The organism is Pandoraea sp. NPDC087047 (assembly GCF_044745225.1).
In the GTDB taxonomy this organism is placed as follows: domain Bacteria; phylum Pseudomonadota; class Gammaproteobacteria; order Burkholderiales; family Burkholderiaceae; genus Pandoraea.
In genome coordinates this window covers 423882-448328 of sequence record NZ_JBIUZU010000003.1, presented here as the reverse complement: position 1 = coordinate 448328, position 24447 = coordinate 423882, and the positions used below count along the sequence as shown (strand labels likewise).

Genomic DNA, 24447 nt, shown 5'->3' with positions numbered 1-24447 from the left:
GAGGCTTCGCCTATGCGTCAGACCGACGCTAAGGGAGCACGCTGCGCAGCGCCCAGGGCGGCATCGAATTCGCGCTGGAGCACGTCCGCATCGAGGTCTTCGCCGATCAGCACGAAGCGGCTGCCGCGCGCTTCGCCTTCACGCCAGTGGCGATCGAAGTAGCTATCGAAACGCTGGCCGACGCCTTGAATGACGAGGCGCATCGGCGAGCCCGGCAGCGTGGCGAAACCCTTGGCGCGGTAGATCGTGTGGTTCTGGACCAGTTGGCGCAACGCGGCGACGAGCGTGTCGCGCGAGGCCGGTGAGGCCGAGGCCGACACCATGACCGAGTCGAAATCGTCGTGGTGGTGATCGGCATCGTCCGCCGAGCCATGATGGTCGGGGCGCTGGTCGATCGTTTCCTCGGAGGCCGAGTTCAGACCCAGCAGCACGCTCAGGTCGAGGCTGCCGTTGCTCGCCGGCACGATCTTCACGTGCGCGGGCAGTTCCTCGCGAAGCAACGCTGTCACGGACACTTGCGCGGCTTCGTCGAGCAAGTCGGTCTTGTTGAGCACGACCAGGTCCGCCGCGCTCAGTTGATCTTCGAACAACTCGTGCAGCGGCGATTCGTGATCGAGATTCGGATCGGCCTTGCGTTGCTCGTCGACCGCGTCCGGGTCTTCGGCAAACTGACCGCTCGCCGTAGCTGGGCCGTCGACTACCGTAATCACCGCATCGACGGTGAAGCTATTGCGGATCGACGGCCAGTTGAATGCCTGCACCAGCGGCTTGGGCAGCGCCAGCCCTGACGTTTCGATCAGCACATGGTCAATCTGGTCACGTCGCTCGACGAGCGCCTCCATCACGGGGAAGAACTCCTCCTGCACCGTGCAGCACAGGCAACCGTTCGCCAGTTCGTACAGTTGGCCCTCGGTCTCCTGACCGTTTTCGTCGCATCCGATGCCACAACCCCGGAGGATTTCGCCGTCGATGCCAAGCTCACCGAATTCGTTCACGATGACGGCGACGCGCAAGCCGTTGTTGTTGGACAGGATGTGACGCAGCAGCGTGGTTTTACCGCTGCCGAGGAAGCCCGTAATCACGGTCACGGGGATCTTGCGCATGGAAGTCGACATGGAAATAGCAGAGCGTGGATTGACCATCTCATCCGGCAGGGTCTGTCCTCGGGCGCATGGCGTCTGGCCATGTCCGGCAAGGGACGGCTGCCGCCGGTGGCGACACCGCCGGTTCAGCGGATGAAACGCGACAAAGGTGAGGTATTGACTGCGCACCGCCTACCCGCAGTGCCAATCGTCTTCTCCGGCCGGTATCCGGGCTGACGAAAATGCCGCTTCACCTTCCCACGCCGCCGTCAATGGCTTCAGCGCAGTGGTCTCGCCCGGCAAAAACGCTTGCGGGGTTGAAGTCGGCCCGGCGCCGCATGACTGCGGCACCTTCGTTTTACCGTTGCGGGGGCAGCACAGCCAGGAGCCTCGCCGCTCACGATCGATTCGTGCCCGCGCGCTCCCTCTGTTTCCCGTTTAACTGCGCACGCCTGAACGTGTGCGCGAGCACCAGATTAGCCGCGAGTGTAGGTGCCGGATACGACCCCGTCAAGGCAGCGAACGGGCAATGGCCTGTGGTATCCTCGCCGCCAAAACCACAGTTCTGCATGGGCCCTCGCCTCGAGCGCCCATGTCTTTGCCCCCTGCGTCGTCTCGCAATATGATTCCTCGCCCCGACCCGCTTCCGGCAGCATCTTCCTGTCGCACGCCAGGTGTCGCCGCCCTCCCCGTCAGCCGTTCAAAGTCTTCGCCGCACGTGCGAGGCTACCGATGAGCCGCGCCTGGCTGATCGGTGCGGGCCCCGGCGATGCCGAACTGATTACCGTCAAGGCGATGCGGGCGCTGGCAGTCGCCGACATCGTGCTGGTCGACGATCTGGTGAACCCCGACATTCTTCAGATGGCAGGTGCGCACGCACAGATCGTGTATGTCGGCAAACGGGGCGGGCATGTCTCCACACCGCAGCACGACATCGTGGCCGTGATGCTGGAGCACCTGCGCGCGGGCCGAAGCGTGGCGCGCCTGAAAGGCGGCGATCCCTTTGTCTTTGGGCGCGGCGGAGAAGAGTTGCTGGCCTTGCAGACGGCGAGCATCCCGGTCGAGGTCATCAACGGCATCACCGCAGGCATCGCCGCGCCGACGACGATCGGTATTCCCGTCACGCACCGGGGGCTGGCACAGGGCGCGATCTTCGTGACCGGTCACAGCGCCGCAGACGCCGAACCGGATTGGCGGGCGCTCGCCGCGACGGGCCTGACGATCGTCGTCTACATGGGCATTCGTCGCCTTGTGGATATCACCGAGCAGTTGCTGCGTGCCGGTATGGCGCCGCACACGCCGTGTGCCGCTATCGAATCGGCCACGCTGCCAACGCAACGGCAGGTGTTGGCCACGCTCGATACCCTGCACGCCGAAGTGCGGGCTGCCGGCCTCGGCTCGCCCTCGATCATCGTGATCGGGAATGTCGTGTCGCTGGCGCCACCGAGCAACGCGCAGAGGCCCGCGCATGAGAGAACGTTGACGATCGGCCTCGGTTTTCGGGAAGGTGTCTCTGCCGATCAAATCGAAGCGGTCGTGCTCGACGCATTGGGCCCGCGTTCGCTGGACGAGGTTGCCACGATTGCCACGCTCGACAGGAAGCGCACCGACCCTGCCCTGACGACGTTCTGCCTGCGTCACAAGATTGCCTTGGCAGGATATTCGCCCGAGGCTATCGAGGCCTATCTCGATACCCGCCCCGAGCTACCGCGCTCAAGCACGGTATATGCACACACCGGTGTGCACGCCGTGTGCGAGCCCTGCGCGCTGCTGGCCGCGCCCGGCGGCAAATTGCTCCCGGAAAAATACGCCCGGGACGGCATCACGGTCGCCATTGCGACCCTGGCCGAACCGCACGACATGCCGCATAACGCACTCGCGGAGTAGACAACAGATGAAAACCGATAACGCATCCCACCAGCGCATGACCCAGCGACGTCGCGAAGGCCACGAAAAGAAGCAAGCGGCCGCGACGACGGAAAAAGGCCTGCTGATCGTGCACACCGGGAACGGTAAAGGCAAGAGCACGGCGGCCTTCGGCATGGCCGTGCGCATGCTCGGCCACGACCAGCGCATTGGCGTCGTGCAGTTCATCAAGGGCGCGCTGCATACGTCCGAGCGCGACTTCCTCGGCAGCCATGCGCAATGCGATTTCGTCACCATGGGTGACGGCTACACCTGGAACACCCAAAACCGCGACGCCGATATCGCGACCGCGCGCAAAGGCTGGCAGACCGCGGTCGGCATGATCGAAAGCGGCAACTACCGGATGGTGATCCTCGACGAGCTGAACACCGTTCTGAAGTACGAATATCTGCCGCTCGACGAAGTGCTTGGCGTGCTCACCGCACGTGGCCCGATGCAGCACGTCGTCGTCACGGGACGTCATGCCCCCGACGCGCTGATCGAAGCGGCCGATCTCGTCACGGAAATGCGACTGGTCAAGCATCCGTATCGCGAGCAAGGTGTCAAGGCGCAACAAGGCGTGGAATTCTGAACATGCCTGCGTGCCCTGCGTTGTTCATCAGCGCGCCGGCGTCGGGTCAGGGCAAGACCACGGTCACGGCCGGCCTGGCATTGCTTCACCGGCAGCAGGGGCGAAAGGTCCGGGTCTTCAAGACCGGCCCGGATTTTCTCGATCCGAAGATTCTCGAACGCGCGAGCGGCGCGCCAGTGCTCTCGCTCGATCTCTGGATGGTGGGCGAAGCGCAATGCCGGCGTCTGCTCGCCGACGCCGCGCAAGACGCCGACCTGATCCTGATCGAGGGCGTGATGGGGCTGTTCGACGGCACGCCCAGCAGCGCGGACATCGCCACGACATTCGGCGTGCCGGTCGTCGCCGTCATCTCCGGCAAGTCGATGGCGCAGACCTTTGGCGCGATTGCCGCAGGCCTCGCACGCTACCGGCCCGGTATGCCGATGCACGGCGTACTCGCGAACCACGTCGGTTCGGCTCGCCACGCGCAGTTGTTGCAAGAGGGCATGCCGGGCGACCTTCGCTGGCTGGGACACCTCGGCACGTCCGACGAAATGACGCTGCCGGCGCGGCACCTTGGCCTGCATCAGGCAGAAGAAATCGAGCGGCTCGGCGACCGGATGGCGGCCACCGCGCGCGCGTTGGCCGACACGGCGCTCGCAGCGCTGCCGGCCCCCGTCGACTTTGAAGCGCCGCCATCGCCCGTGCTGCCCCGGTTGCTCGATGGCAAGCAGATCGCCATCGCGCGCGATACCGCTTTCTCATTCGTCTACGCGCAGAACATCCGCCTGCTGGAATCGCTGGGGGCACGGGTGGCGTATTTCTCCCCCCTCGCGAACGACGCCGTTCCCGAAGCAACCGATGCGCTATTCCTGCCCGGCGGCTACCCCGAACTACATGCGGCGAGCCTGGCGGAAAACGCTGTCAGCGCGGCCAGCATCCGTGCGCATGCCGCTGCGGGCAAACCGATCGTGGCGGAGTGCGGCGGCATGTTGTATCTGCTGGACCGGCTCACGGATACCGCTGGCGCGTCGAGTCCGATGCTTGGCCTGTTGCCGGGCCATGCGACGATGCAAACGCGTCTTGCCGCGCTCGGCATGCAACAACTCGACACGACGCACGGCCCGATGACCGGCCACACGTTTCACTACTCGAACATCGAAACGCCACTGACACCGATTTACCGGGCGACGCGTCCGGGTACCGGTACGGCGGGCGAGCGGGTGTTCCGCGTGGGCGCCATCGTCGCGACGTATTTTCACGGCTACTGGCCCTCCAACCCCGCACTGACGGCAGCTCTCTTCCATGGCTCAGCCTTTTAGCGAACTCGAACGCGCTGCGGTCTACCGCGCCATCTACGAACGGCGCGACATGCGCCACTTCGTGCCCGGTCCGATCGACCCCGGCGTTCTGGCCCGGCTGATCGACGCCGCACACCATGCGCCAAGCGTGGGGTTCATGCAGCCGTGGCGCATGGTGCGCATTACGCGCCCGGCGCTGCGTGACGCATTGCATGGGGTGGTGGAGCGCGAGCGGCTGAAAACGGCAGACGCCATGGGCACTCGCCGCGACGAGTTCATGCGCCTGAAGGTCGAGGGCATGCAGCAGTGCGCCGAGGTGCTGGTGATGGCGTTGATGGACGGACGCGAGCGCCATGTCTTCGGACGCCGGACATTGCCCGAGATGGATCTCGCATCGGTCGCCTGTGCGATCCAGAATCTCTGGCTCGCCGCCCGCGCAGAAGGGCTGGGCATGGGATGGGTATCGATCTTCGATCCGCACGACGTCAGCCAGTTGCTTCAGATGCCCGCCGGCGCCAAGCCCGTGGCAATCCTCTGCCTTGGGCACGTCGAGCAGTTCTACGAAGCGCCGATGCTTGCGCTGGAAGGCTGGGCGTCGCGCAAACCGCTCAGTGAATGTGTCTTCGAGAATAGCTGGCCCGCCCTGTGAGATTCGCCCTCCCGGGCGCCAGCCCGCTTCGCCGGTAAACGCCCAGCAAGGGCCGCTTCACACGCCATGGCGTCGCATGACCAGCCTCACGCGCCCACGCGGTTCGAAGTAGGTTCCGAACCGGACAAGCCCCGCCTTCTTGAGATGGCACGTCATCTCGAAACTTATCGAGACCCCGGGATCCGCGTCGTTCACGGCTTCGACCTCCACCGCATTGATCCGCGGTTCGTAGGCAAGCAGGGTCTTCTCCAACTGCATCTGAAGCTCGCTTGCCGAGGCCGGAAGTGCGCGGTAGATCGTGCTCAGGTCCGACAGGCCATAGTCCGGCAGATGTTTGACTGCGCCCGCGCGAGTATTCAGGATGCGATGCACGTTGCGCTGCACGCTCAGGATCTCAAGCGTCCTGTCGTCGTGGGCTGCGACGGGTTCATCGTCGATGTGCCCGAGCAGCACATCGTACAGGGACGGCCCCGCTGTCACGAATTCGCCTCTACTTGCGGCGCCGGGCTCGACATCGGAGTGAGGCCGTCGCGTTCCTTCCGGGTGAAATCGATATCCAGTTGACCGTCTGACGACAGGCAAAGCGCGATGTCTTTCGTTACCTCCCCCGAAGCAAGACGTGTGAGCAACTCGTCCGAGAGGCTCGGCAGGATCTGCTGATTGATGAAAGCGTCGATGCTGCGGGCACCGGATTCACGATTCAGACATCCTTGCGCGAGCGTCGCAACCAGCCCATCGTCAACATCGAGCGACACACCGTGACCTGATCGCAGGCGGTCCGCGACCCTCGCCAGCTTCATGCCGACAATCGAGCGCAGCGCGTCGGCAATGAGCGGACGGTAGAGCAGCGTCTGAAAGCGGGCGAGCAAGGCGGGTTGGAAGTGAGCTACCAGCTCCGGCCGAACCGCATCGAGCAGCGCGCCATGCGAAATGTCCGGCATCTCCCGAGTGCTCGCCTCGATCGTTGCGCTGCCCAGGTTGGACGTCATCAGGATCACGCAATGACGAAAGTCGATCTCGCGCCCTTCCCCGTCGCGCATGGTGCCGCGCTCGAACACCTGATAGAACATGTCCAGCACGTCACGATGCGCTTTCTCGACCTCATCGAGCAGTACGACGCTGTACGGACGTTGCCGCACGGCTTGCGTGAGCACACCGCCACGGCCGTATCCCACATAGCCCGGCGGCGAGCCTTTCAACTGGGAGACGGTATGAGCCTCCTGGTATTCAGACATATTGATGGTGGTGAGCGCGGCAGCACCGCCAAAAAGCGCGTCGGCCAAAGCCAGCGCCGTTTCGGTTTTCCCGACACCCGAGGGGCCAGCGAGCAGGAATACGCCCAGCGGTGCATGCTCCGACGTCAGACCCGCCTTGGCCATGCGGAGGTGCTTCGACAGCGCCCGCACCGCGTAGTCCTGGCCGACGACGCGCGAAGCGAGCTGCGTTTCCAGCGAGAGCAGGCTACGGACCTCGTCGGACACCAGATTGCCAACCGGCACACCGGTCCATTCCGAGACGACACGGGCGATGGCCTGTGCATCGACATCGGCGCATACCAGCGGGGTTTGCCCCTGCGCCTCGATCAGGGCATCCAGTGCCTGCGGCAGCGCGTCTTCGTCACGCGCCTCCGGTGCTGTCTCGCGCAGCCTGAGCACGGCAGCGACCAGCGCTTGCTCACGTGCATAACGCGCATTCAACGACGCCGCGTTAGCACTTGCCTGCGCCAGATCCGTCTCGATGGCTTTGAGCCGTCCACCGGCGCCGAGAATGCCCTCGGCGGCGTCGGCCTCAAGCGTTGCCTGCTCCATCTCCAGCGCGCCGACCGTAGCGACGGCACGTTGCACCTCAACCGGCGACGTGTCTAAACTCATGCGCACTCGCGCGGCGGCAGTATCGATCAAGTCGATGGCTTTGTCCGGCAGTTGACGCGCCGGGATATAGCGGCGCGACAGCTTGACGGCGGCCACCAGCGCGTCGTCGCGAATATGGACCTGGTGAAACGTCGCGTAGCGCGTTTTGAGCCCGCGCAGCATGAGGCACGCCGAGTCGTCGTCGGGCTCGTCGACCTTGATCATCTGGAAACGGCGCTCAAGCGCCGCATCGCGCTCGAAGTACTCCTTGTATTCGGCCCAGGTGGTTGCCGCAATGGTGCGCAACTCCCCTCGGGCCAGCGCGGGTTTGAGAAGATTCGCCGCGTCTGCCCCGCCTGCCGCATTCCCTGCGCCAATGAGCGTGTGCGCCTCGTCGATGAACAGCAGCACCGGCACGCTCGATGCCTGCACGTCATCGATAACCGTCTTGAGACGTTGCTCGAACTCGCCTTTTACGCCGGCACCGGCCTGAAGCAACCCCAGATCGAGCGTAAGCACGCGGACATTGCGAATGACGCTCGGCACATCGCCGGCCGCGACCCGCAGCGCGAGCCCTTCGACCAACGCGGTTTTGCCGACCCCGGGTTCACCCACCAGAATCGGATTGTTCTTGCGACGTCTGGCCAGCACGTCAACCATCTGCTGAATTTCGCGATCGCGCCCGAAAACAGGGTCGATCGTGCCGTCTCGCGCCTTTTCGGTGAGATCGATCGCGTAGCGCGCTAACGCGTCGCCCTGTGCGGGCAAACCAGTCTCGTGGCTCCCGGCTCGCGGGTGCGCAGACGAAACCGCCGGGTGATGACGCGCGAGCGTATCCGGCACAGGCGGCGTGTCGTCTCGATCTCCGATGGGCCGACTGTCCGGTGCCGGTTGCGTTTCACAGGTGCGCTCGCCGAGACGCGACATGAGGCGAGCGATCTGGGCACTGCCGATACTGAGCAGCGGCCACGCATCACGTGCGCGCAATACGTGCGGCGCATCGACAATGGCCTGGAGCAAGTTGGCGGAGCGGATCTGCCGCTGGGCGTGTTGCCCGCAGGCATGTGTCCAGGCGTCCGAGAGGACTGCGGCCAGTTGAGGGGACAATGCCGGCTTTCCCCTCAGATGGCGCGGCAGTCGATCGATGCTGGACATCAAGGCGTCCCAGACGACATCTGCATCGATACCGTAGTTACGCAGAATCGCCGGAATATCGCCGTCACCCGCCTCAAGGAGTTTCAACAACCAGTGCTCGACAGTGATTTCATCCGCCAGCCGCATCCTGCAAAGACTCGCAGCAGACTCGAGGGCCGTCGCGCAATGCGCGTTGAGGTGTTGCAGGAGATGGGTCGTATCGCGAGAGGTCATGTCAGACAGGAGGGAATTCGGAGGAGCCGGGGATCGACGCCGACGCCGCAGACGGTGGCGCTGCGGCTGTCAGCAAATCGCTATCGTGGCAATGCGTCAGGCGGCCTTACCGCCGCGCTCGTTCCACGAATCCGTGTGCTGGATATTGCCGTCGGCAAACTTCCACTGGATGGTTTCATAGCGCAGTTCGACCTCTTCGAGGTGATTGTGCTTTTCGTAGGCGGGATCCTTGATATCCAGCATCTTGGCCTTGATGCGAACCACCTTCACGTTCTCCATCACGGTCGTGAAGTACTCTTCCTCCTTGCCTGCGCTGTCGATCGCGTATTCGCGGATCGTCACCATCTGCAGCGTCTGGCCCGACGTCAGCGCCTTGTACAGCTCCGGCGTGGAACGGTCCTTGGCTTTGGTCAGCAGGTACGGCTTGTGCACGCGCGTGCCCGTCAGCTTGCCGGTGTTGCCGTCCGTCGGGATATAGACATCGTGGTCATAGGCAACGAGCTCGACACTGCCCTCGCGCCCCTTGACGGTCACCGAACCGTCGATTTTCTTTCCAGCGTCGTCAGACAGAAACATATAGCCAGGAATTGCCATGCGTTGCTCCTAAATTGCTAGTGCGACAAGTGCCCGAAGGATGTGCCTGCGGGCGGTTGAATCCCGGAACCGATGGCGCCGGGGAAATAGGGAAATGGGGAGGGCGATGTCAGTTGCCGATCTCGGGCACCAGCGTAATTTCGACGCGCCGGTTTCGCGCACGCCCCGCGTCGGAGTCGTTGCTCGCCACGGGCCGCGTATCGCCGTAGCCCTGAATCGCAAACCGCGCCGGGGCAATGTCAGCCGCTTCCGCAAGCCAGTCCCGCACCGCTTCGGCGCGTGCTTTCGACAACGCCAGGTTGGCACCCGGCGCGCCGACGTTATCCGTGTGGCCGGCGATGAGCACTCGCTTGTCGGTATGCGCCTTGATCATTTCCACGGCATCGACCATGCGCTTCGTGGAACCGGCCTTGAGCGTTGCGCGACCGCTATCGAAGATCGCCATGCCGTCGAGCGTTATCACGGAAGGCGGTGTCAGCGGCGGTGTCGATGGCGGCGCCAACGGCAAGACATACGAAGCAATGGCCTGCTCAAGCGTTGTCATCAGATGCGCCCCGCGATACAAACCGAACGACAGACGCAGCGGCACACCCAGGCGCGCGTAACGATCCAGTTCGTCACGATCGCTCACCAACGCTTGCAGCGCGTCGCGCTTCGCGGCGTCATGGCCCGGCTTCACTGCGGCGTATCGCGCGAGATGGCCCTGAACCCGGACAAGCAGTGACTCGTTGTGCTTGCCTGCCGCCCAAAAAGCGAAAGCACCGGCGCAAGCAAACAGCGCCAGCGCATGCGCGACCGTGCGGGAAAGGGCGGACCAAGGCGAACGGCAATGAATCGCGGCAAGAAAGGCGTACGGCAACGGCCAAGGTTGCGGCGAGGCCATGACATCGGCGGGTCGTACGCCCGTGCGCAGGGCGACGCCATGCGCCCACGGATGTTGCCAATCTGCCGCTGGGCCGCAGTCGATCCACGCGACGCCTTGTACGCGTACGGGAGCTACCGGCATATCTGCGCCGGCGAGACTGCCCAGCACGGTGCGCATCGACCATGGCACGATCGACGCCAGGGCCGCCGCGCGGCTGACGGCCGCGCTCTGCCCGCCACTGCGTTGCGCCGCCTGCTCGGCAGACACCACGACGCGCTCACACTGGCGGGGTCCGATGAGCGCGTCTCCCGACACGATGCCGAACCACTCCGGCGAAACACTGGCAGCACCGTGCGACAAGCGCTGATAGACGGCCACATGCCCCGATAATCCGACGCCCATCCGCCTGGCCGCGTCGGCCAACGCCTGTCGCACACTGCGTAACATCCCCTCCAGGCTATCGAGGCTCGCGTGCAGCCCGGGCGCGACGCTAATCACCACGCCCTGCGGCGGGTTTCCGTTACGCCAGCGTTTTGCAGCAATCGCCACTTGCGGTAAATCGGCGGGATCGTCGACTCGCAGCCAGATCGCGCCGCCCCCATGATGGACACGGTGATCGTTTCCGACGTGCTCGAAGATCGCCGCCAAGCCGTCGCCCGTCACCAATAACATCGGCGTGTGCGCGAGTTGCTCGCTCGGGATGTCACCCAGTGTCGTGCGCAATGCCGCATGGATTTCTGCCACGCGCTCGCTCGGCGAGGCGCGCATTCTCCCGCCCCTGAACCGTACGCCGAGGACTGCCAACCCCGCGACGAGCACCATCAGCAAGATCGCCACCGCCGTTGCGCCAGGGCTTACCAGCCATAGCACGGTGAGCGCCAGCGCAGCAGCCAGTGCGAGGATGATTCCGCGAGAATGCATCAGGATCCCGGCAATGCGCATGCCCGTCACCGCGGCGCCGTCGCGGCGTGAGGTGCGGGGACGCGCTTGGCGGGCGCCACATGAGAGAGCTGAGCATCGAGTGCAGCGCTCCACGTACTCCATACCAGCACGGCGATCAGACACGACATCCCGGCCATCGCCCACGGGGACAGCCAGTGGACCCCATCCGACAGGCGCCGGCTTGTCCGCTCGATGACAAACGGCGGCTCTATTTGCGGGCGAAGGGCGACGATCCGCTTATCGAGCTCCGCGATGAACTCGCGCCGTTGGGTCTCACCCAATAGCGCATAGCGCCCCACGAAACCCAACCCCAGAATAGCGCTGTAAAACTCAAGAACATTCACGTTGGCGGTCGGTGTCGCCAGATGGGCTTCCAACTGCGCGAATACTCGCTCCCCTGCATCATGTATGCCGAAGCGCTGCACCTGCAGCGGGGCAAGCTCCCAGCCTGCGCGGTCCGCGTCGTGCAGACGGCGCAATGCGGTCTCGTCGAGCAAAGCGCACAACGCGACGCCCGCCTCCTTCCTGACCTGTTCGGCGATGCCATTGTGCCGGAGCACGGCGTCGAACTCGTCGAGTAACGTCTGGCCGCGCTCGCGCAAAGCCACTGAGTCCGGAACGGTACCGCCGGCGGTCAGCGTTGCGACGAGCAAAGCGGCATCGCGCATATAGGGACGAATCGGCCCCGTCGACGCAGCCTCGGCAGGTGCGCGCCGTGCCGCCGTGTCGGCCGCGCCGAGCGCTTCGGCCGCTATCAACTCGGCGCGTTCATTGGCAATGACATTCATGAGCGAAGCACCGCATAGAGTTCCACCGACGCCTCAGCAAGCGACGCCGGCAGGTAGATCTGACACGCGCGAGCCGCGAGCATGCGCGCGAGCGCATCGCTCGCCGCGTCGAGCGCGAAGAACTGGTTGTCCAGACGTACAGGAATCGCCGAGGGCACGCGTTGCACCGCACCCACGGGAATACCCGGCAACGCCGAGTTGACGATGCGCGCCACATCGTCCGGCGCACCGATCTTGCACAGACGCGCAAACTGCTGCACTAGCTCCGTGGCCGTCACCGGTGCGCTGACCGAGACGTACCAGTCCACGGCACCGGCCACGATCCGCTCGTCGAGAATCTGCCCGGTCCAGGTGGTTGCCGACTTGCGCAGCAACCCGATCGGCACGACACGAGACGGAATGATGGCGTCCAGCAGTTCCCGAATCGTGGACTCGAGCACAGCGAAGACCGCATCGGCGCGCGGGTGGTCGTACTCGGGAATATCGATGAGCTGAGCTTGCGTGGAGAACGTCATCAATGTGCTGGCCAACTGAGCCAGCGTGACGTACAGGACTTCGGTCGGGCGATTCGGATAGCGAGCAAAGTGCCGTAACTGCGGCCACGCCTGGTGAATGCAATGCAACAGCCAGAAGAGCTGCACGTCGGCCACGCCATACTCGGCCACCTGCGCCACCTGGTCGAGGCGCTCGTTGCGTCGCACGCCGAGCGCCAGACTCTTCGCGTGAAGAATGTCCGCAATGCGACCGAGTCGCTCGATGTGACGCGCATGACCGGCCAATGCCAGGCAGGGCGGCACGAAATCGCGATCGACACAGAACCGCCCGTTGGCCGAGCGAGACAAGCGTGCGACGGCACACACGGTGTCGTCGGCATGCGGCTCGAAATCGAACAGCAGTCTCACGGCGTGGCGCTCCGCGGCTATCTCGACCGATTCGGTGCCGTATTGATCGACGACTTTTACATAGTCACGGAACGAGCGCCGCGGGCGCGAGGTATGTGACGAATCGAGCTGGCAGTTCGAGCCGTTGGCGTCCGGCATCGCCAGTGCAGCGAGCACCGTGAGCGACTGCACGTCGGGCGCCAGCCCTTGCGTGAGATCGCGCGCAGCGGGCAACGCGTCGGCAAGTGTCGTGTCTATCGGCGTGCCATCGGGAAAACGCAGCTTGAGGCGACTGAGCTTGAGGCGCCCTGCCTCGAGCGCCTGTTCGTCCACTTCGACATCGAGCGTTCCCCATGGATTCGACAACTGGCTGTGTACAACCTGCTGCAGAGAAAATCCGGCCCAGCGATCCTGCTGCTGAAAATGCTGAGGAGAGAGAATCAACCCTTCGTGCCAAAGCGGCTTGTCAATTCGCATAAAGATCGCCGTAAAACCGAGCAAATAAGGCGGCGGATTTTATACGAAAATTCTCAACAACAACCCACCCCCAATCAATTTAACTCGACGCATTTATCAATGAAATAAAGTTGAAAATAAGTCATCTCCCAACCCCATCCATTCGACAGCGTGATAAGCGAAACAAAATTCAAAAACACGGTGAAATTTGGGTAAGTTTCCGTTTTTCTTATGATTTTATAATTTTGATTTTTCCACAACACCACCACCAAAACAAATGTCAATGAGATAAATCCCAAATGCTTGGCACTTAGAGACATTCCACTAAACCCTACGCGCTTTGACCAGCACAAAAACTGCGTGTTACATAGCTCTCCTTTCACATTCTCAGTCTCACGACGTGTAGCACTGAGGGTAGCCTTTTTTAAAACCGAAAGGGAAAGTGAGCCAATTGGACAGCTTCCAGAAAGAAATACCGAAGAATCGCGTTTCCATCACGCTTGATCTGCATACGGGTGGCGCTCAGAAGAAGGTCGAGTTGCCGCTCAAGATGCTGGTGACGGGAGACTTCAGCGCAGGGCGCGAGCAGGCGCCCCTTGCTGAGCGTGCCAAGGTCAACGTCGACAAAAATAACTTCGATGCGGTGCTGGCCGATTACGCCCCCGACCTCAAGTTCGCGGCCCCCAACACGCTCGCCGGCGACGATTCGGATATGCCGGTGAGTTTGCAGTTTCGCTCGATGAAGGACTTCGAGCCGGAGCAAGTCGCCCGTCAGATTCCTGAATTGCAGGCGCTCCTTGCCATGCGCAATCTGTTGCGCGATCTGAAATCGAATCTGCTCGACAACACCGGTTTCCGCCGCGAGTTCGAGAAGGTGCTCAAGGACAAGCGACTGTCGGAAAAACTGCGCGGGGAGCTGGCACAGATCGCCACGTCCGCCACGCAGGCCGAAGGTCACGCCTGAGCGCAGGGAGCCTGAACAGGCTCTCAACGCTTTTCACAATCGCAATACCACGTGCTCAACGAACACAGGCGGAAACCGAAATGAAGTCGAAAGAAGCGCAACAAGGCACGGCAAAAGCCGTGGTGCTGGACGCCGGCGAGGCGCCCAAGACTGCCCTCGATAGCGTATACGCATCGCTATGCAGCAGGATCAATCTCCAGCCCGTAACGCAAGCCCGCCCGATCGAGGCCTTCCGCGATAACGATATGCTGGCCGAGGCGTCGGCCGACGAGCGCATTGCGCGCGGTATGGACGCATTCCTCGAGCTGGTGTCGAAGTCGAGCCAGGTCGTCGACCGTCTGGACAAGTCATTGCTCGACTTTCACATTGGCCAGTTGGATCGGCAGATCAGCCGTCAGTTGGACGCCGTGATGCATTCGCAGGAATTCCAGGCGCTCGAGGGGCGTTGGCGAGGTCTGAAGATGCTGGTCTCGCGCACGGACTTTCGCAAGAACGTGAAGATCGAAGTGCTGGACGTCTCGAAGGCCGCATTGCAGCAGGACTTTGACGATGCTCCGGAGTTGATCCAGAGCGGTCTGTATCGCAAAACGTATGTCGACGAATACGACACGCCGGGCGGCGAACCGATTGGCGCGATGATCAGCGACTTCGAGTTCGAGAATTCGCCGATGGACGTGGCCCTGCTGCGCAATATCTCAAAGGTTGCCGCCGCGGCGCACATGCCGTTCATCGGTTCGGTCGGCGCTGCCTTCTTCGGCAAGCAGTCGATGGAAGAAGTCGCCGCCATTCAGGACATCGGCAACTATCTGGATCGCGCCGAGTACATCAAGTGGAAGAGCTTCCGTGAGACGGACGACTCACGATACGTCGGACTGACAATGCCGCGCGTGCTGGGCCGTCTTCCGTACGGCAAGGACACCGTGCCGGTTCGCGCGTTCAACTACGAGGAAGCCGTCAAGGGACCGGATCACGACAAATACCTGTGGGTCAACGCCTCGTTTGCGTTTGCGGCAAACATGGTCCGCAGCTTCATGAGCAACGGCTGGTGCGTGCAGATTCGCGGCCCGCAGGCCGGTGGCCGTGTCGACGATCTGCCGGTGCACCTATACGACCTGGGCACCGGCGTGCAGCCGAAGATTCCGACGGAAGTGCTGATTCCGGAGACGCGCGAGTTCGAGTTCGCCAATCTGGGTTTCATTCCGCTGTCGTTCTACAAGAACCGCGACTTCGCGTGCTTCTTCTCGGCGAGTTCCACGCAAAAACCGGCGCTGTACGAGACGAAGGAGGCCACGGCCAATAGCCGAATCAATGCGCGTCTGCCGTACATCTTCCTGCTCTCGCGCATCGCTCACTACCTGAAGCTGATTCAGCGCGAGAACATCGGCATGACCAAGGACCGCCGCGTGCTTGAGCTGGAGATGAACAGCTGGATCAAGGGTCTCGTCACCGAGATGAACGACCCGAGCGACGCGCTGCAAGCCTCCCACCCGCTGCGAGAAGCGAAGGTCATCGTGGAAGACATCGACGACAACCCGGGCTTTTTCCGCACGAAGCTCTTCATCGTGCCGCACTTCCAGGTTGAAGGCATGGACATCGGGCTCTCGCTCGTGTCGCAGTTGCCCAAGGCCAAGGGGTAATTTCGGTTTGACCGCATGAACGCCTCGGCGCGCCACCTGGCACGCCGAGGTACTGCCGTATTTGCGTTTGCAAGGAATACACGTGTCGACGTTTGTGCCTTCCCAGGCTTATGAATTGAAACTGGCGCCGCATCCGGCGCCGTTCTCGGTATTGAAGTTCACCGGATCCGACCAGGTCAGTCAGCTCTACCGCTACGAGATTGAATTCACAAGCCCTCATGCGGGCATTCCCATGGACTCGGTGCTCGGGCGGCCGGCCCGCTTCAGCATCGATCCCATTTCGCCCGGCACAAACTGGAGAGCGCTCGCGCAAGCCCCGGTGAATGGGGCATCCAACGCATACACCATTCACGGCATCATCACCCAGTTCGACGAATTCGAAACAAGCGCCGACCAGACCCGCTACCGCGTGGTTCTGGAGCCCAGACTTGCCGATCTGAACCGAGCGGTGAGCAGTCGGCTTTTCCAAAAGCAGACGTTGGAAGAAATCGTCACGGCGATGCTTCGTCACGAAGGATATGCGGCCGGGGTCGACTTCGTCTTCAAACTGCGCGACCAGAACTACAAACGGCGGGAATACGTCACACAGTACCGGGAGACGAGCATCGCTTTCATTCAGCGTCTTTGTGCTCAGGAAGGCGTGTGGTTTCGTTTCGAGCAGCAGAAAGATCGGGCCGTCGTTGTCTTCGGCGACGACATGCAAGCCTACGCGCGCAAACGAAGGGGGCTGCCGTATCGGCCCGATAGCGGTTTGGAATCGAGTGGCACGGAAGCCATCACAACGCTGCACAAGCGCACGTGCCGCGTGCCGGAAGCCGTTCGTCTGCAGGAATACAATCATCGCGCCGCCGATACGCCGCTGCTCGTCGAGCAGAGCGCCGGGAGTGACGATGCGACGACCCATGCCGTCGATTACCACTGGGGCGAGCATTACGAAACACCCGAGGAAGGCGATCGGCTTGCGCGCATTCGGCACGAAGCGCATCTCGCGCGGCAACTGACACTCTCGGGCACCGGTAATCCGTTCTGGCTCGAAGCCGGCGAGGTGTTACGTGTCGAGCCCGCGCCCAGCGATGCGCCTCACGGCATCTTTGTAACGTCGGTCAAGTCGCGCGGCAGTCGGACCGAGGCGTTCTGGATCGAGTTCGAGGGTATTCCGTCGAACCGTATGTGGCGCACCCACCTCGACGCGATCGAGCGCCCTGTTGTCGACGGGATATTGCCTGCGCACGTGGTGTCCCCCAACAACTACCAGTACGCCTATCTCGACGAGCATGGCCGCTACGTGGTCAAGCTGCCGTTCGATCTGGATCCGTGGAGTCCCGGCGGGACGAGCCGTCCCGTGCGCATGGCCAAGCCGTACAGCGGTGGCAAGTACGGGCATCACTTTCCGCTCATCGATGGCGCGGAGGTCGCGCTGATCTTCACCAACGGAGATCCTGATCGGCCCATCATCGTGGGGGCGATGCACAACAGTGAGCAGCCCGATCTCGTCACCAACGAGAACAAGACCCGAAACCTGATTGTCACCGCCGCCGGCAATGTGCAGCGCATGGAGGATCTGCAGGGCTCGGAGCATATTCACCTCTCGACGCCCTATCAGGCGAGTGAGTTGAATCTTGGGCATATGGTGAATAGCGACCATGCGAAGCGTGGCCAGGGTGCCGAGTTGCGTACCGATGGGCACTTGGCAGCACGTGGACCGAAAGGAATGCTGCTGACGACGGAAGCCCAGCCCGGCGCGTCAGGTCATCAGCTCGACATGGCAAGTGCCCGGGAGCAGCTTCAACGTGCCATCGAACGCATGGAATCGTTGGGCGAAGCGGTTCAAGCTGCCGAAACCACCCTGGCCGAACTCAAGCAACAGAAAGCGCTCTACGCCGATACTCTTGATGGGCTGAAGCGCTCAGCAATTCTCATGAGTTCAACGTCCGGAATCGGGCTTACGTCCGGCGAGCATCTTCAGCTCAATGCCGATCGGACCATCTTCGCCACGGCAGGCGGGAATGTCGATGTAGGCACCATGCGGAACTTCACCGTCGCCGCCGGCCGTCAAGTGGCTCTCTTCGCACAGGCACAGGGGATGAGGTTCGTCGCCGCGAAACAGGACGTCACGATGCAAGCGCGTACCGGCGCTATCAACTTGTCTGCATCGAAGGACGTGTATGTCAGCAGCGTCGATGGCGAATTTGTCGCGGCTTCCCACGGCGCATTGACACTTACCAGTGGAGGCGCCTACATCAAGATTGATGGCGGCAACATCGAACTTGGTTGCCCCGGCGACATCACTCTCAAATGCGGCAACTTCCACTGGAGCGGGCCGGGCAATCTCTCTGTGGACCTGCCAGCCATGCCGATCGGTCCGTGTAAGGAATGCTTGCTGGATGCTCACCGCGGCGTCGAAGCCATGACGGAGGTCTCGTAATGCAAGGTTCGGACATCGCCTCGCCGCTCGAAAACGAACTCGCGTGGGCAAACTGGCGTGAGCGCCTGCTGGCCCAGTTTGAAGATTTCTCGCATGGTGAACAACAAACACATCTCTATCTCGTTGTGGATTCTCGCGCCAATCCGGGTCTGGACAAGCTGTTGGCCCAGGTCCCCGGTCTCGCCTGGGCATCCCTCTGGCAGGACTCGGTATTTGAGTCCTATGTCGATATCGCCCCATACCTGATTAGGATCGACAGAACCGCATTTAGCGAGTCGCGAGATATTCAGAGTCGATTGGTCCGGCGCCTCTGGACGCAGGGGCGCGATGTCCACGCACTGACATGGCTATGGTCTGCGTTACCGCTCGATTCCTTGAGCAAGCATCTGCGGCATTTCAGCCACTACGTAACCGAAGACAGACACGAGTTCTTTCTGCATCTCTACGACAACCGCATTCTGATGCGTGTGCTTTCGGTATGGACCGAGGGCCAGGCGCGCGCGTTTCTTTCGCCGTGTGCGCAGTTGTGGTATGTCGATCGCGACCTCAATGAGATTGTCTACTGCAATCCCGCGCCAACCGTGGATATCGATATATCCGGCGAGCAGATGCTGTCGGTAGAGCAACACAAAGATCTGCTCCGGCACGGCGTCCCCGATAAGCTCGCTATGCAACTGCGCGACATGTATGGCGCGATTCTCAGCGACCTTTCCGACGCCGCGCTGTGGCATCGCGTGTCAGACCAGATCGAACGCGCGGCAACTTACCGGATACCCGATGAGGATCTCTTGATCTACGTTGCGAAGGGACTCGTAATTTCGCCGGCGTTTGACGAACATCCATTCATCCAGGAACGATTAGACCGCGCGGCACTAGGTGAACTGACTCATCGCGAGGCTTTGTCCAACATCGACCGGGAGGTACTGATCGAGGTTTCTCGCCTACATGCGAAGGCAACACCATTCGAAGGTGAGCCTGATCAATGATAGGTTCGATCAAACCGCGCGCTTCGCTCATCTTCGCTGTACTTTCGCTCACGGGATGCGATGCCAGCGAGCACAGCCCACTCGTCGCCAGTGCGCATGCCCCCGTGATCACAGAGCCGGGCAGCAATCGTTCGCCCAACGCCACCGAGACAGCCCATCTTGACGCCTTGGTGACCAAACGTCGGGCGCGGTGGAAAGAGTTAAACGACGCCGAAGCCGCTTACCTTGCGCTAAGGCACAAGAAACCTCCGGTGGACCCTGTCACGCTCGGGAAGGCGGCGGCACGTTGGCAAAACGCCAACGCACTACTGATGGCGGACCAGCGCGAGGTTGTGATGGAAAGACATCGCATTTCAAGATGATGCGACGATCACTGTAAGTAGTGCGATCAATTCACACCTGACATGGATAAGCAGATCAACTTCTTTACCGTCACCGTTATGCGCCGTTTGATAAGGCAAACCCTTCTGCTTTCGTTCGTTGCACTCGTATTGACAGGGTGCGATGCCCTCTCGTCTGAGCCGACCTATCGCGGCATTAACGTCTCAGGCATGAATTACACGCCCTTTAATCTCAGCCGATTCACCATTCACGACAAGTATGGCAATCGCGCAGGAGGTGGTGGTGATCTGATGCCGGGCGCTGGCGAGGGCACGCTAAGCTGCTGTTACAAGCTCAAGGGCACTGAGTTCACCGTCGACTGGGAGGTCTACGACGCGGACGAGGCCCAAAAAAGCATACTGGCGCATGAACCGATCAAGAAAATTCGCAAGACAACGCAAGTGCACTTCCCCAAGTCGAATATCTCCGGTGGGCCGGGAAGCGTAGTGCTGGCGGCTCACTTCTATCCCGACGACCATGTCGAGTTCGAGTTGCGCAAAGGTTTCGGCAGCAGCCGGATTGACTACGCGGAAGTTGATTATTGGTTCCAGACCAAGTACGGAAAGGCTCTCAACACCGGCGAAGAAGCTTCAGCATTCCGCCGAACCGCACGAATCGCATCGCAAGGCTGGCTGAAGTACCGACTGACGGATTCGGAGGATCTGCAGCAATACGTGTACTTCACGCTACTGATCAATCCGACATTTGACGAACACCCGTCAGTGCAACGCATCTTGCAGGAAACCAAAGGACAACCCGGCGCCTTCGGTGCTGCCATGCAAAAACTGCCCGAGTCCGTGGTCGCCGAGATTAAGAGCAACCGCTTTGATCGCGTTGCGTCAGGCACCTGACATGGATAAGCAGATCAACTTCTTCACCGCCACCGCTATGCGCCGTTTGATAAGGCAAACCCTTCTGCTTTCGTTCGCTGCACTCGTATTGACAGGGTGCGATGCCCTTTCGTCTGAGCCGACCTATCGCGGCATTAACGTCTCAGGCATGAATTACACGCCTTTTAATCTCAGCCGATTCACCATTCACGACAAGTATGGCAATCGCGCAGGAGGTGGTGGTGATCTGATGCCGGGCGCTGGCGAGGGCAGACTGAGCTGCTGTTACAAGCTCAAGGGCACCGAGTTCACCGTCGACTGGGAGGTCTACGATGGAGAAGAAGCATTCAAAGACATCTATGCGCCAATCAAAGTAATTCACAAGACAACGCAAGTGCACTTCCCCAAGTCGAATATCTCCGGTGGGCCGGGAAGCGTAGTACTGGCGGCTCACTTCTATCCCGACGACCATGTCGAGTTCGAGTTGCTCAAAGGTTTCGGCGGCAGTCGGATTGACTATTCGGAAGTCAACCACTGGTTAAAAACTAATTTTGGAAAAGCAGTCACCGGTGACGATAGTAGGGGAACAGTATTCCGTCGTACCGCACGAATCGCATCGCAAGGCTGGCTGAAGTACCGACTGACGGATTCGGTGGATCTGCAGCAATACGTGTACTTCACGCTACTGATCAATCCGACATTTGACGAACACCCGTCAGTGCAACGCATCTTGCAGGAAACCAAAGGACAGCCCGGCGCATTCGGTGCTGCCATGCAAAAACTGCCGGAGTCCGTCGTTGCCGAGATTAAGAGCAACCGCTTTGATCGCGTTGCGTCAGGCACCTGACATGGATAAGCAGATCAACTTCTTCACCGCCACCGCTATGCGCCGTTTGATAAGGCAAACCCTTCTGCTTTCGTTCGCTGCACTCGTATTGACAGGGTGCGATGCCCTTTCGTCTGAGCCGACCTATCGCGGCATTAACGTCTCAGGCATGAATTACACGCCTTTTAATCTCAGCCGATTCACCATTCACGACAAGTATGGCAATCGCGCAGGAGGTGGTGGTGATCTGATGCCGGGCGCTGGCGAGGGCAGACTGAGCTGCTGTTACAAGCTCAAGGGCACCGAGTTCACCGTCGACTGGGAGGTCTACGATGGAGAAGAAGCATTCAAAGACATCTATGCGCCAATCAAAGTAATTCACAAGACAACGCAAGTGCGCTTCCCCAAGTCGAATATCTCCGGTGGGCCGGGAAGCGTAGTACTGGCGGCTCACTTCTATCCCGACGACCATGTCGAGTTCGAGTTGCTCAAAGGTTTCGGCGGCAGTCGGATTGACTATTCGGAAGTCAACCACTGGTTAAAAACTAATTTTGGAAAAGCAGTCACCGGTGACGATAGTAGGGGAACAGTATTCCGTCGTACCGCACGAATCGCATCGCAAGGCTGGCTGAAGTACCGACTGACGGATTCGGTGGATCTGCAGCAATACGTGTACTTCACGCTACTGATCAATCCGAGGTTTGACGAACACCCGTCAGTGCAACGCATCTTGCAGGAAACCAAAGGACAGCCCGGCGCATTCGGTGCTGCCATGCAAAAACTGCCGGAGTCCGTCATTGCCGAGATTAAAAACAACCGCTTTGATCATGTCACGACGGGAGCCGAGCATGAGTAACACCACTCAACTCGATCCGGCCGATCAGACACCGCCTCACGTGTTGGCCGCGATAGGAGAGAACCGGAAGGCGTTTCCTAGCGATGCCTGTATTCCCTGTGGCGCAGTGATTCACATCGGATTCTTCTTCGACGGATTCGGACGCAACCGTGACCTCGATGATCCTTTGACGTCTCGCTACTCGAATATCTGCCGTCTGTGGGAAGCGCATCGAGATAACAAAGACGATCGGCGCAAGGAGCAACCGAACCAGTTCTGGTATCCGTTCTATTCCTCCGGGCTAGGTACCGTTCTCAATGCCGAAGCCCAAAACGCATTGAAGGGTTCGGCCCTGACCAAGCTCGCGTATGAGGGTGCAAAGACCACAGCAGACAAGGCCACAGACATCGGAAAGAAAATCATTGGCGCTGACCGCCTTTCGATCAGTCCGAAGAGCAATTTGACCGATGGATTCAAGAAAGGTCTCGAAGAATTTTCCGTTCGCCCGGTCGTCCAAGCCTACAGGGATCTGGTGGAGGATGCCAAAGCTATCCCGAAACAAATCGGTCGCGTCTGGAGACTGGCGAACGACAATCGCTGGGTGCGACGAGGGAAGGCCGCAGGACGCGCGATTATCTACGACCTCAAGAAAAATCCGGCGAAGATCTTAAATTCCGTCGTGAGGGAATCCGTTGGCGTCGGGCTGGATTCCATTCCGTGGTTCCGCGACAGCCGCGCCGTGGCAGGCCTGTTAGGAAAGGGCGTTAGTGATCGGCTATCCGCCGCGATGCAACAGTTTGAGGATGCCATCGCACACACGAAGTTGCAGATGCCACAGATCCAGCGAATTCAGGTCTCCATTTTCGGCGCTGACCGCGGTGGCGTGCTCGCGCGAGCTTTGGCAAACGAACTGACGAGCAAGTACCAGCACCCGGGCGTGGCGACACTCGCTTATATCGATTGGAAGCATCCCAACCGACCCGCCATCCCTATCGAAATCAAGTTTCTCGGTTTGCTCGATGCCGTGTCATCGTTGATGGAAGACAACAAGTTGTTGGGTATGCTGCCAGTGTTGGGCATGATCAAACAGAATTACGGCGACGAGCCGCTCGCAGTGCCTGCATCGGTCCAGCGGTGCGTGCATTTTGCCGCTGCACACGAACTGCGCTTCTACCAGCGACTCGACAGCCTCGAGAAGACGCGCGGCGTTCAGTATCTCTATCCTGGCACCAGTGAAGACATCACCGGTGGCGCACCAACGGGCAATCTCGGTGCCCGTGCCGAGCTGCAACGCGTGGCCCTGCGCGATATGCTCAATGAAGCGATCTCACACGGTGCGATGCTCGACACGATGGAAGATCAATACGAGTACAAACCCGATACCTTCGAAAAATTCACCCTCGCAAACCCGATCCCCGACGGCGCATCATCCTACAAAATCAGCGAATTGATCGACGCGTATCGCGAGATCGTTCCTTATGTCTCACGATTGAATTTCGTCGAGCATATGCAGGTCTTCCTTCGCTGGATGGCAGTGCGTTACCAATCTCAGCCCTTTCGCTCTGTCGTGACGAGTCGCCTCGATACGCTCGTGGCGAAACAACGCGCACTGTTACAGGAGCGCAACAACGCCGAAGCCGCCTACCTCAAGCTCAGAGGCCAGACACCTGTGCCAGACAGGGTGACACTTGGCAAGGCTGTCGCGCGCTGGGAGAGCGCAAAGGCGCAACTGTCGGACGTAACACAAGATGTTTTGCATGAGAAGCGCCGCCCTACGGAGGACGTTTGGGATCGTATTGAGCGCGAGTCGAAGGGCATGATGGATCGGGACGCCCGTCAGGCCAGCATGCTCAAGTACGACACTAGGTTTCAACAGATGGCGCAGCGAGGTGAGCTTCCCTGGGATGCAAACGCCGACGCCACCTCCGACATGATTCATTCGGTGATGCTCTCGCATAATCAAGAGGCGCTCGTGCAGGCATGGAAGCGTGGGGTAAGCGGATCAGATCCGCTTCCACCGAAGGTCATGGCGCTGTTCGATCTGCTGGTGCGCGACACGATGCTCACCAGTTGGCACGATCATTTGCTCTCGTCGAACCTCTACTTCCGTACGCGAGAGACCGATTCTTTCGGGGTACGCGACTACATAGAGGAAGAAAGAGAAGCAATGTATGCCGAACAAACTGTTCAACGCGTCGAGCAGTTGAAAGCATCCATGCAGCCAATCCGCCCGACGGCGAATCATCGTTGAGCGCTTGTCGCAAAGACTCCGACGTTCACGGCAAAGCGAGTACACCCCCCTGAAGGAAAA

Annotated in this window: 20 protein-coding genes and 1 riboswitch; of the genes, 13 read left to right on the top strand and 7 right to left on the bottom strand. The window is 60.8% G+C overall.

What is annotated here, in order from left to right:
* Positions 1–17: 17 nt before the first annotated feature.
* On the bottom strand, positions 18–1115 hold the full coding sequence (gene cobW, locus ACIPHM_RS07540; RefSeq protein ID WP_400326271.1) for a cobalamin biosynthesis protein CobW: 1098 nt from the start codon (positions 1113–1115) through the stop codon (positions 18–20).
* 168 nt (positions 1116–1283) lie between these two features.
* Positions 1284–1573: riboswitch (cobalamin riboswitch) on the bottom strand.
* A gap of 241 nt (positions 1574–1814) precedes the next feature.
* On the opposite strand from cobW, the gene cobA reads away from it, so the two are divergent.
* From cobA to bluB, 4 genes are read left to right on the top strand one after another with little or no spacing between them, the layout of a single operon-like run.
* Positions 1815–2969 carry a uroporphyrinogen-III C-methyltransferase gene (gene cobA / locus ACIPHM_RS07535; RefSeq protein WP_400326268.1) on the top strand — a complete coding sequence of 385 codons (1155 nt, stop codon included), beginning with the start codon at positions 1815–1817 and terminating at the stop codon, positions 2967–2969.
* Positions 2970–2976: 7 nt separating this feature from the next.
* Positions 2977–3579: a cob(I)yrinic acid a,c-diamide adenosyltransferase gene (gene cobO, locus ACIPHM_RS07530; protein WP_400326265.1), complete on the top strand. Its 603-nt coding sequence runs from the start codon at positions 2977–2979 to the stop codon at positions 3577–3579.
* Between the two features lie 2 nt (positions 3580–3581).
* Positions 3582–4880: a cobyrinate a,c-diamide synthase gene (locus tag ACIPHM_RS07525; protein ID WP_400326262.1), complete on the top strand. Its 1299-nt coding sequence runs from the start codon at positions 3582–3584 to the stop codon at positions 4878–4880.
* Complete coding sequence (gene bluB, locus ACIPHM_RS07520) at positions 4864–5508, top strand: 5,6-dimethylbenzimidazole synthase (protein WP_400326260.1); 645 nt, start codon at positions 4864–4866, stop codon at positions 5506–5508. The genes ACIPHM_RS07525 and bluB overlap by 17 nt, the downstream gene beginning before the upstream one ends.
* A 57-nt stretch (positions 5509–5565) precedes the next feature.
* Here bluB and tssE read toward each other — a convergent pair whose 3' ends face one another.
* The 6 genes from tssE to tssK all read right to left on the bottom strand — a co-directional run bounded on the left by tssE (position 5566) and on the right by tssK (position 13273).
* Positions 5566–5988, bottom strand: a complete 423-nt coding sequence (gene tssE / locus ACIPHM_RS07515) for a type VI secretion system baseplate subunit TssE (RefSeq protein WP_400326257.1) — start codon at positions 5986–5988, stop codon at positions 5566–5568.
* The gene (tssH, locus tag ACIPHM_RS07510) at positions 5985–8726 is read right to left on the bottom strand and encodes a type VI secretion system ATPase TssH (protein ID WP_400326254.1); all 2742 of its coding nucleotides are present in this window, start codon (positions 8724–8726) and stop codon (positions 5985–5987) included. Before tssH ends, tssE begins: the two co-directional genes overlap by 4 nt.
* Positions 8727–8822: 96 nt before the next feature.
* Complete coding sequence (gene tssD / locus ACIPHM_RS07505) at positions 8823–9320, bottom strand: type VI secretion system tube protein TssD (protein ID WP_400326253.1); 498 nt, start codon at positions 9318–9320, stop codon at positions 8823–8825.
* A 109-nt stretch (positions 9321–9429) separates the two neighbouring features.
* Entirely contained in the window at positions 9430–11106 is a 1677-nt protein-coding gene (locus ACIPHM_RS07500) for an OmpA family protein (RefSeq protein ID WP_400326250.1), read from the bottom strand.
* 26 nt (positions 11107–11132) lie between these two features.
* Entirely contained in the window at positions 11133–11915 is a 783-nt protein-coding gene (locus tag ACIPHM_RS07495; RefSeq protein WP_400326247.1) for a DotU family type IV/VI secretion system protein, read from the bottom strand.
* On the bottom strand, positions 11912–13273 hold the full coding sequence (gene tssK / locus ACIPHM_RS07490; RefSeq protein WP_400326245.1) for a type VI secretion system baseplate subunit TssK: 1362 nt from the start codon (positions 13271–13273) through the stop codon (positions 11912–11914). The genes ACIPHM_RS07495 and tssK overlap by 4 nt, the downstream gene beginning before the upstream one ends.
* 430 nt (positions 13274–13703) lie before the next feature.
* Here tssK and tssB point away from each other — a divergent pair, with 430 nt between their 5' ends.
* The 9 genes from tssB to ACIPHM_RS07445 all read left to right on the top strand — a co-directional run bounded on the left by tssB (position 13704) and on the right by ACIPHM_RS07445 (position 24387).
* Complete coding sequence (gene tssB, locus ACIPHM_RS07485; protein WP_400326575.1) at positions 13704–14216, top strand: type VI secretion system contractile sheath small subunit; 513 nt, start codon at positions 13704–13706, stop codon at positions 14214–14216.
* An 80-nt stretch (positions 14217–14296) separates the two neighbouring features.
* Complete coding sequence (gene tssC, locus ACIPHM_RS07480) at positions 14297–15853, top strand: type VI secretion system contractile sheath large subunit (RefSeq protein WP_400326242.1); 1557 nt, start codon at positions 14297–14299, stop codon at positions 15851–15853.
* An 82-nt stretch (positions 15854–15935) separates the two neighbouring features.
* Positions 15936–18278, top strand: coding sequence for a type VI secretion system Vgr family protein (locus ACIPHM_RS07475; protein WP_400326239.1), 2343 nt, complete (start codon positions 15936–15938; stop codon positions 18276–18278).
* A complete protein-coding gene (locus ACIPHM_RS07470; protein ID WP_400326236.1) occupies positions 18278–19264 on the top strand; it encodes a DUF4123 domain-containing protein in 987 nt (328 codons plus the stop codon). Before ACIPHM_RS07475 ends, ACIPHM_RS07470 begins: the two co-directional genes overlap by 1 nt.
* Entirely contained in the window at positions 19261–19626 is a 366-nt protein-coding gene (locus tag ACIPHM_RS07465; protein WP_400326234.1) for a hypothetical protein, read from the top strand. Before ACIPHM_RS07470 ends, ACIPHM_RS07465 begins: the two co-directional genes overlap by 4 nt.
* 78 nt (positions 19627–19704) lie before the next feature.
* On the top strand, positions 19705–20496 hold the full coding sequence (locus ACIPHM_RS07460) for a hypothetical protein (protein WP_400326572.1): 792 nt from the start codon (positions 19705–19707) through the stop codon (positions 20494–20496).
* A 37-nt stretch (positions 20497–20533) separates the two neighbouring features.
* Positions 20534–21322 carry a hypothetical protein gene (locus ACIPHM_RS07455; RefSeq protein WP_400326570.1) on the top strand — a complete coding sequence of 263 codons (789 nt, stop codon included), beginning with the start codon at positions 20534–20536 and terminating at the stop codon, positions 21320–21322.
* 37 nt (positions 21323–21359) lie between these two features.
* Positions 21360–22157 (top strand): hypothetical protein, encoded by a 798-nt coding sequence (locus tag ACIPHM_RS07450; RefSeq protein ID WP_400326567.1) that lies wholly within the window; start codon positions 21360–21362, stop codon positions 22155–22157.
* A complete protein-coding gene (locus ACIPHM_RS07445; RefSeq protein WP_400326232.1) occupies positions 22150–24387 on the top strand; it encodes a hypothetical protein in 2238 nt (745 codons plus the stop codon). The genes ACIPHM_RS07450 and ACIPHM_RS07445 overlap by 8 nt, the downstream gene beginning before the upstream one ends.
* The last annotated feature ends 60 nt before the right edge of the window (positions 24388–24447 follow it).

What these genes read in the sequence shown, in the direction of transcription:
- tssD (WP_400326253.1), bottom strand. Translation starts at nt 9,320, where the DNA reads ATGGCAATTCCTGGCTATATGTTTCTGTCTGACGACGCTGGAAAGAAA.
- ACIPHM_RS07495 (WP_400326247.1), bottom strand. Translation starts at nt 11,915, where the DNA reads ATGAATGTCATTGCCAATGAACGCGCCGAGTTGATAGCGGCCGAAGCG.
- cobO (WP_400326265.1), top strand. Translation starts at nt 2,977, where the DNA reads ATGAAAACCGATAACGCATCCCACCAGCGCATGACCCAGCGACGTCGC.
- tssK (WP_400326245.1), bottom strand. Translation starts at nt 13,273, where the DNA reads ATGCGAATTGACAAGCCGCTTTGGCACGAAGGGTTGATTCTCTCTCCT.
- tssH (WP_400326254.1), bottom strand. Translation starts at nt 8,726, where the DNA reads ATGACCTCTCGCGATACGACCCATCTCCTGCAACACCTCAACGCGCAT.
- ACIPHM_RS07460 (WP_400326572.1), top strand. Translation starts at nt 19,705, where the DNA reads ATGCGCCGTTTGATAAGGCAAACCCTTCTGCTTTCGTTCGTTGCACTC.
- ACIPHM_RS07455 (WP_400326570.1), top strand. Translation starts at nt 20,534, where the DNA reads ATGCGCCGTTTGATAAGGCAAACCCTTCTGCTTTCGTTCGCTGCACTC.
- ACIPHM_RS07470 (WP_400326236.1), top strand. Translation starts at nt 18,278, where the DNA reads ATGCAAGGTTCGGACATCGCCTCGCCGCTCGAAAACGAACTCGCGTGG.
- tssC (WP_400326242.1), top strand. Translation starts at nt 14,297, where the DNA reads ATGAAGTCGAAAGAAGCGCAACAAGGCACGGCAAAAGCCGTGGTGCTG.
- ACIPHM_RS07445 (WP_400326232.1), top strand. Translation starts at nt 22,150, where the DNA reads ATGAGTAACACCACTCAACTCGATCCGGCCGATCAGACACCGCCTCAC.
- bluB (WP_400326260.1), top strand. Translation starts at nt 4,864, where the DNA reads ATGGCTCAGCCTTTTAGCGAACTCGAACGCGCTGCGGTCTACCGCGCC.
- ACIPHM_RS07500 (WP_400326250.1), bottom strand. Translation starts at nt 11,106, where the DNA reads ATGCATTCTCGCGGAATCATCCTCGCACTGGCTGCTGCGCTGGCGCTC.
- ACIPHM_RS07465 (WP_400326234.1), top strand. Translation starts at nt 19,261, where the DNA reads ATGATAGGTTCGATCAAACCGCGCGCTTCGCTCATCTTCGCTGTACTT.
- cobA (WP_400326268.1), top strand. Translation starts at nt 1,815, where the DNA reads ATGAGCCGCGCCTGGCTGATCGGTGCGGGCCCCGGCGATGCCGAACTG.
- ACIPHM_RS07525 (WP_400326262.1), top strand. Translation starts at nt 3,582, where the DNA reads ATGCCTGCGTGCCCTGCGTTGTTCATCAGCGCGCCGGCGTCGGGTCAG.
- cobW (WP_400326271.1), bottom strand. Translation starts at nt 1,115, where the DNA reads ATGTCGACTTCCATGCGCAAGATCCCCGTGACCGTGATTACGGGCTTC.
- ACIPHM_RS07450 (WP_400326567.1), top strand. Translation starts at nt 21,360, where the DNA reads ATGCGCCGTTTGATAAGGCAAACCCTTCTGCTTTCGTTCGCTGCACTC.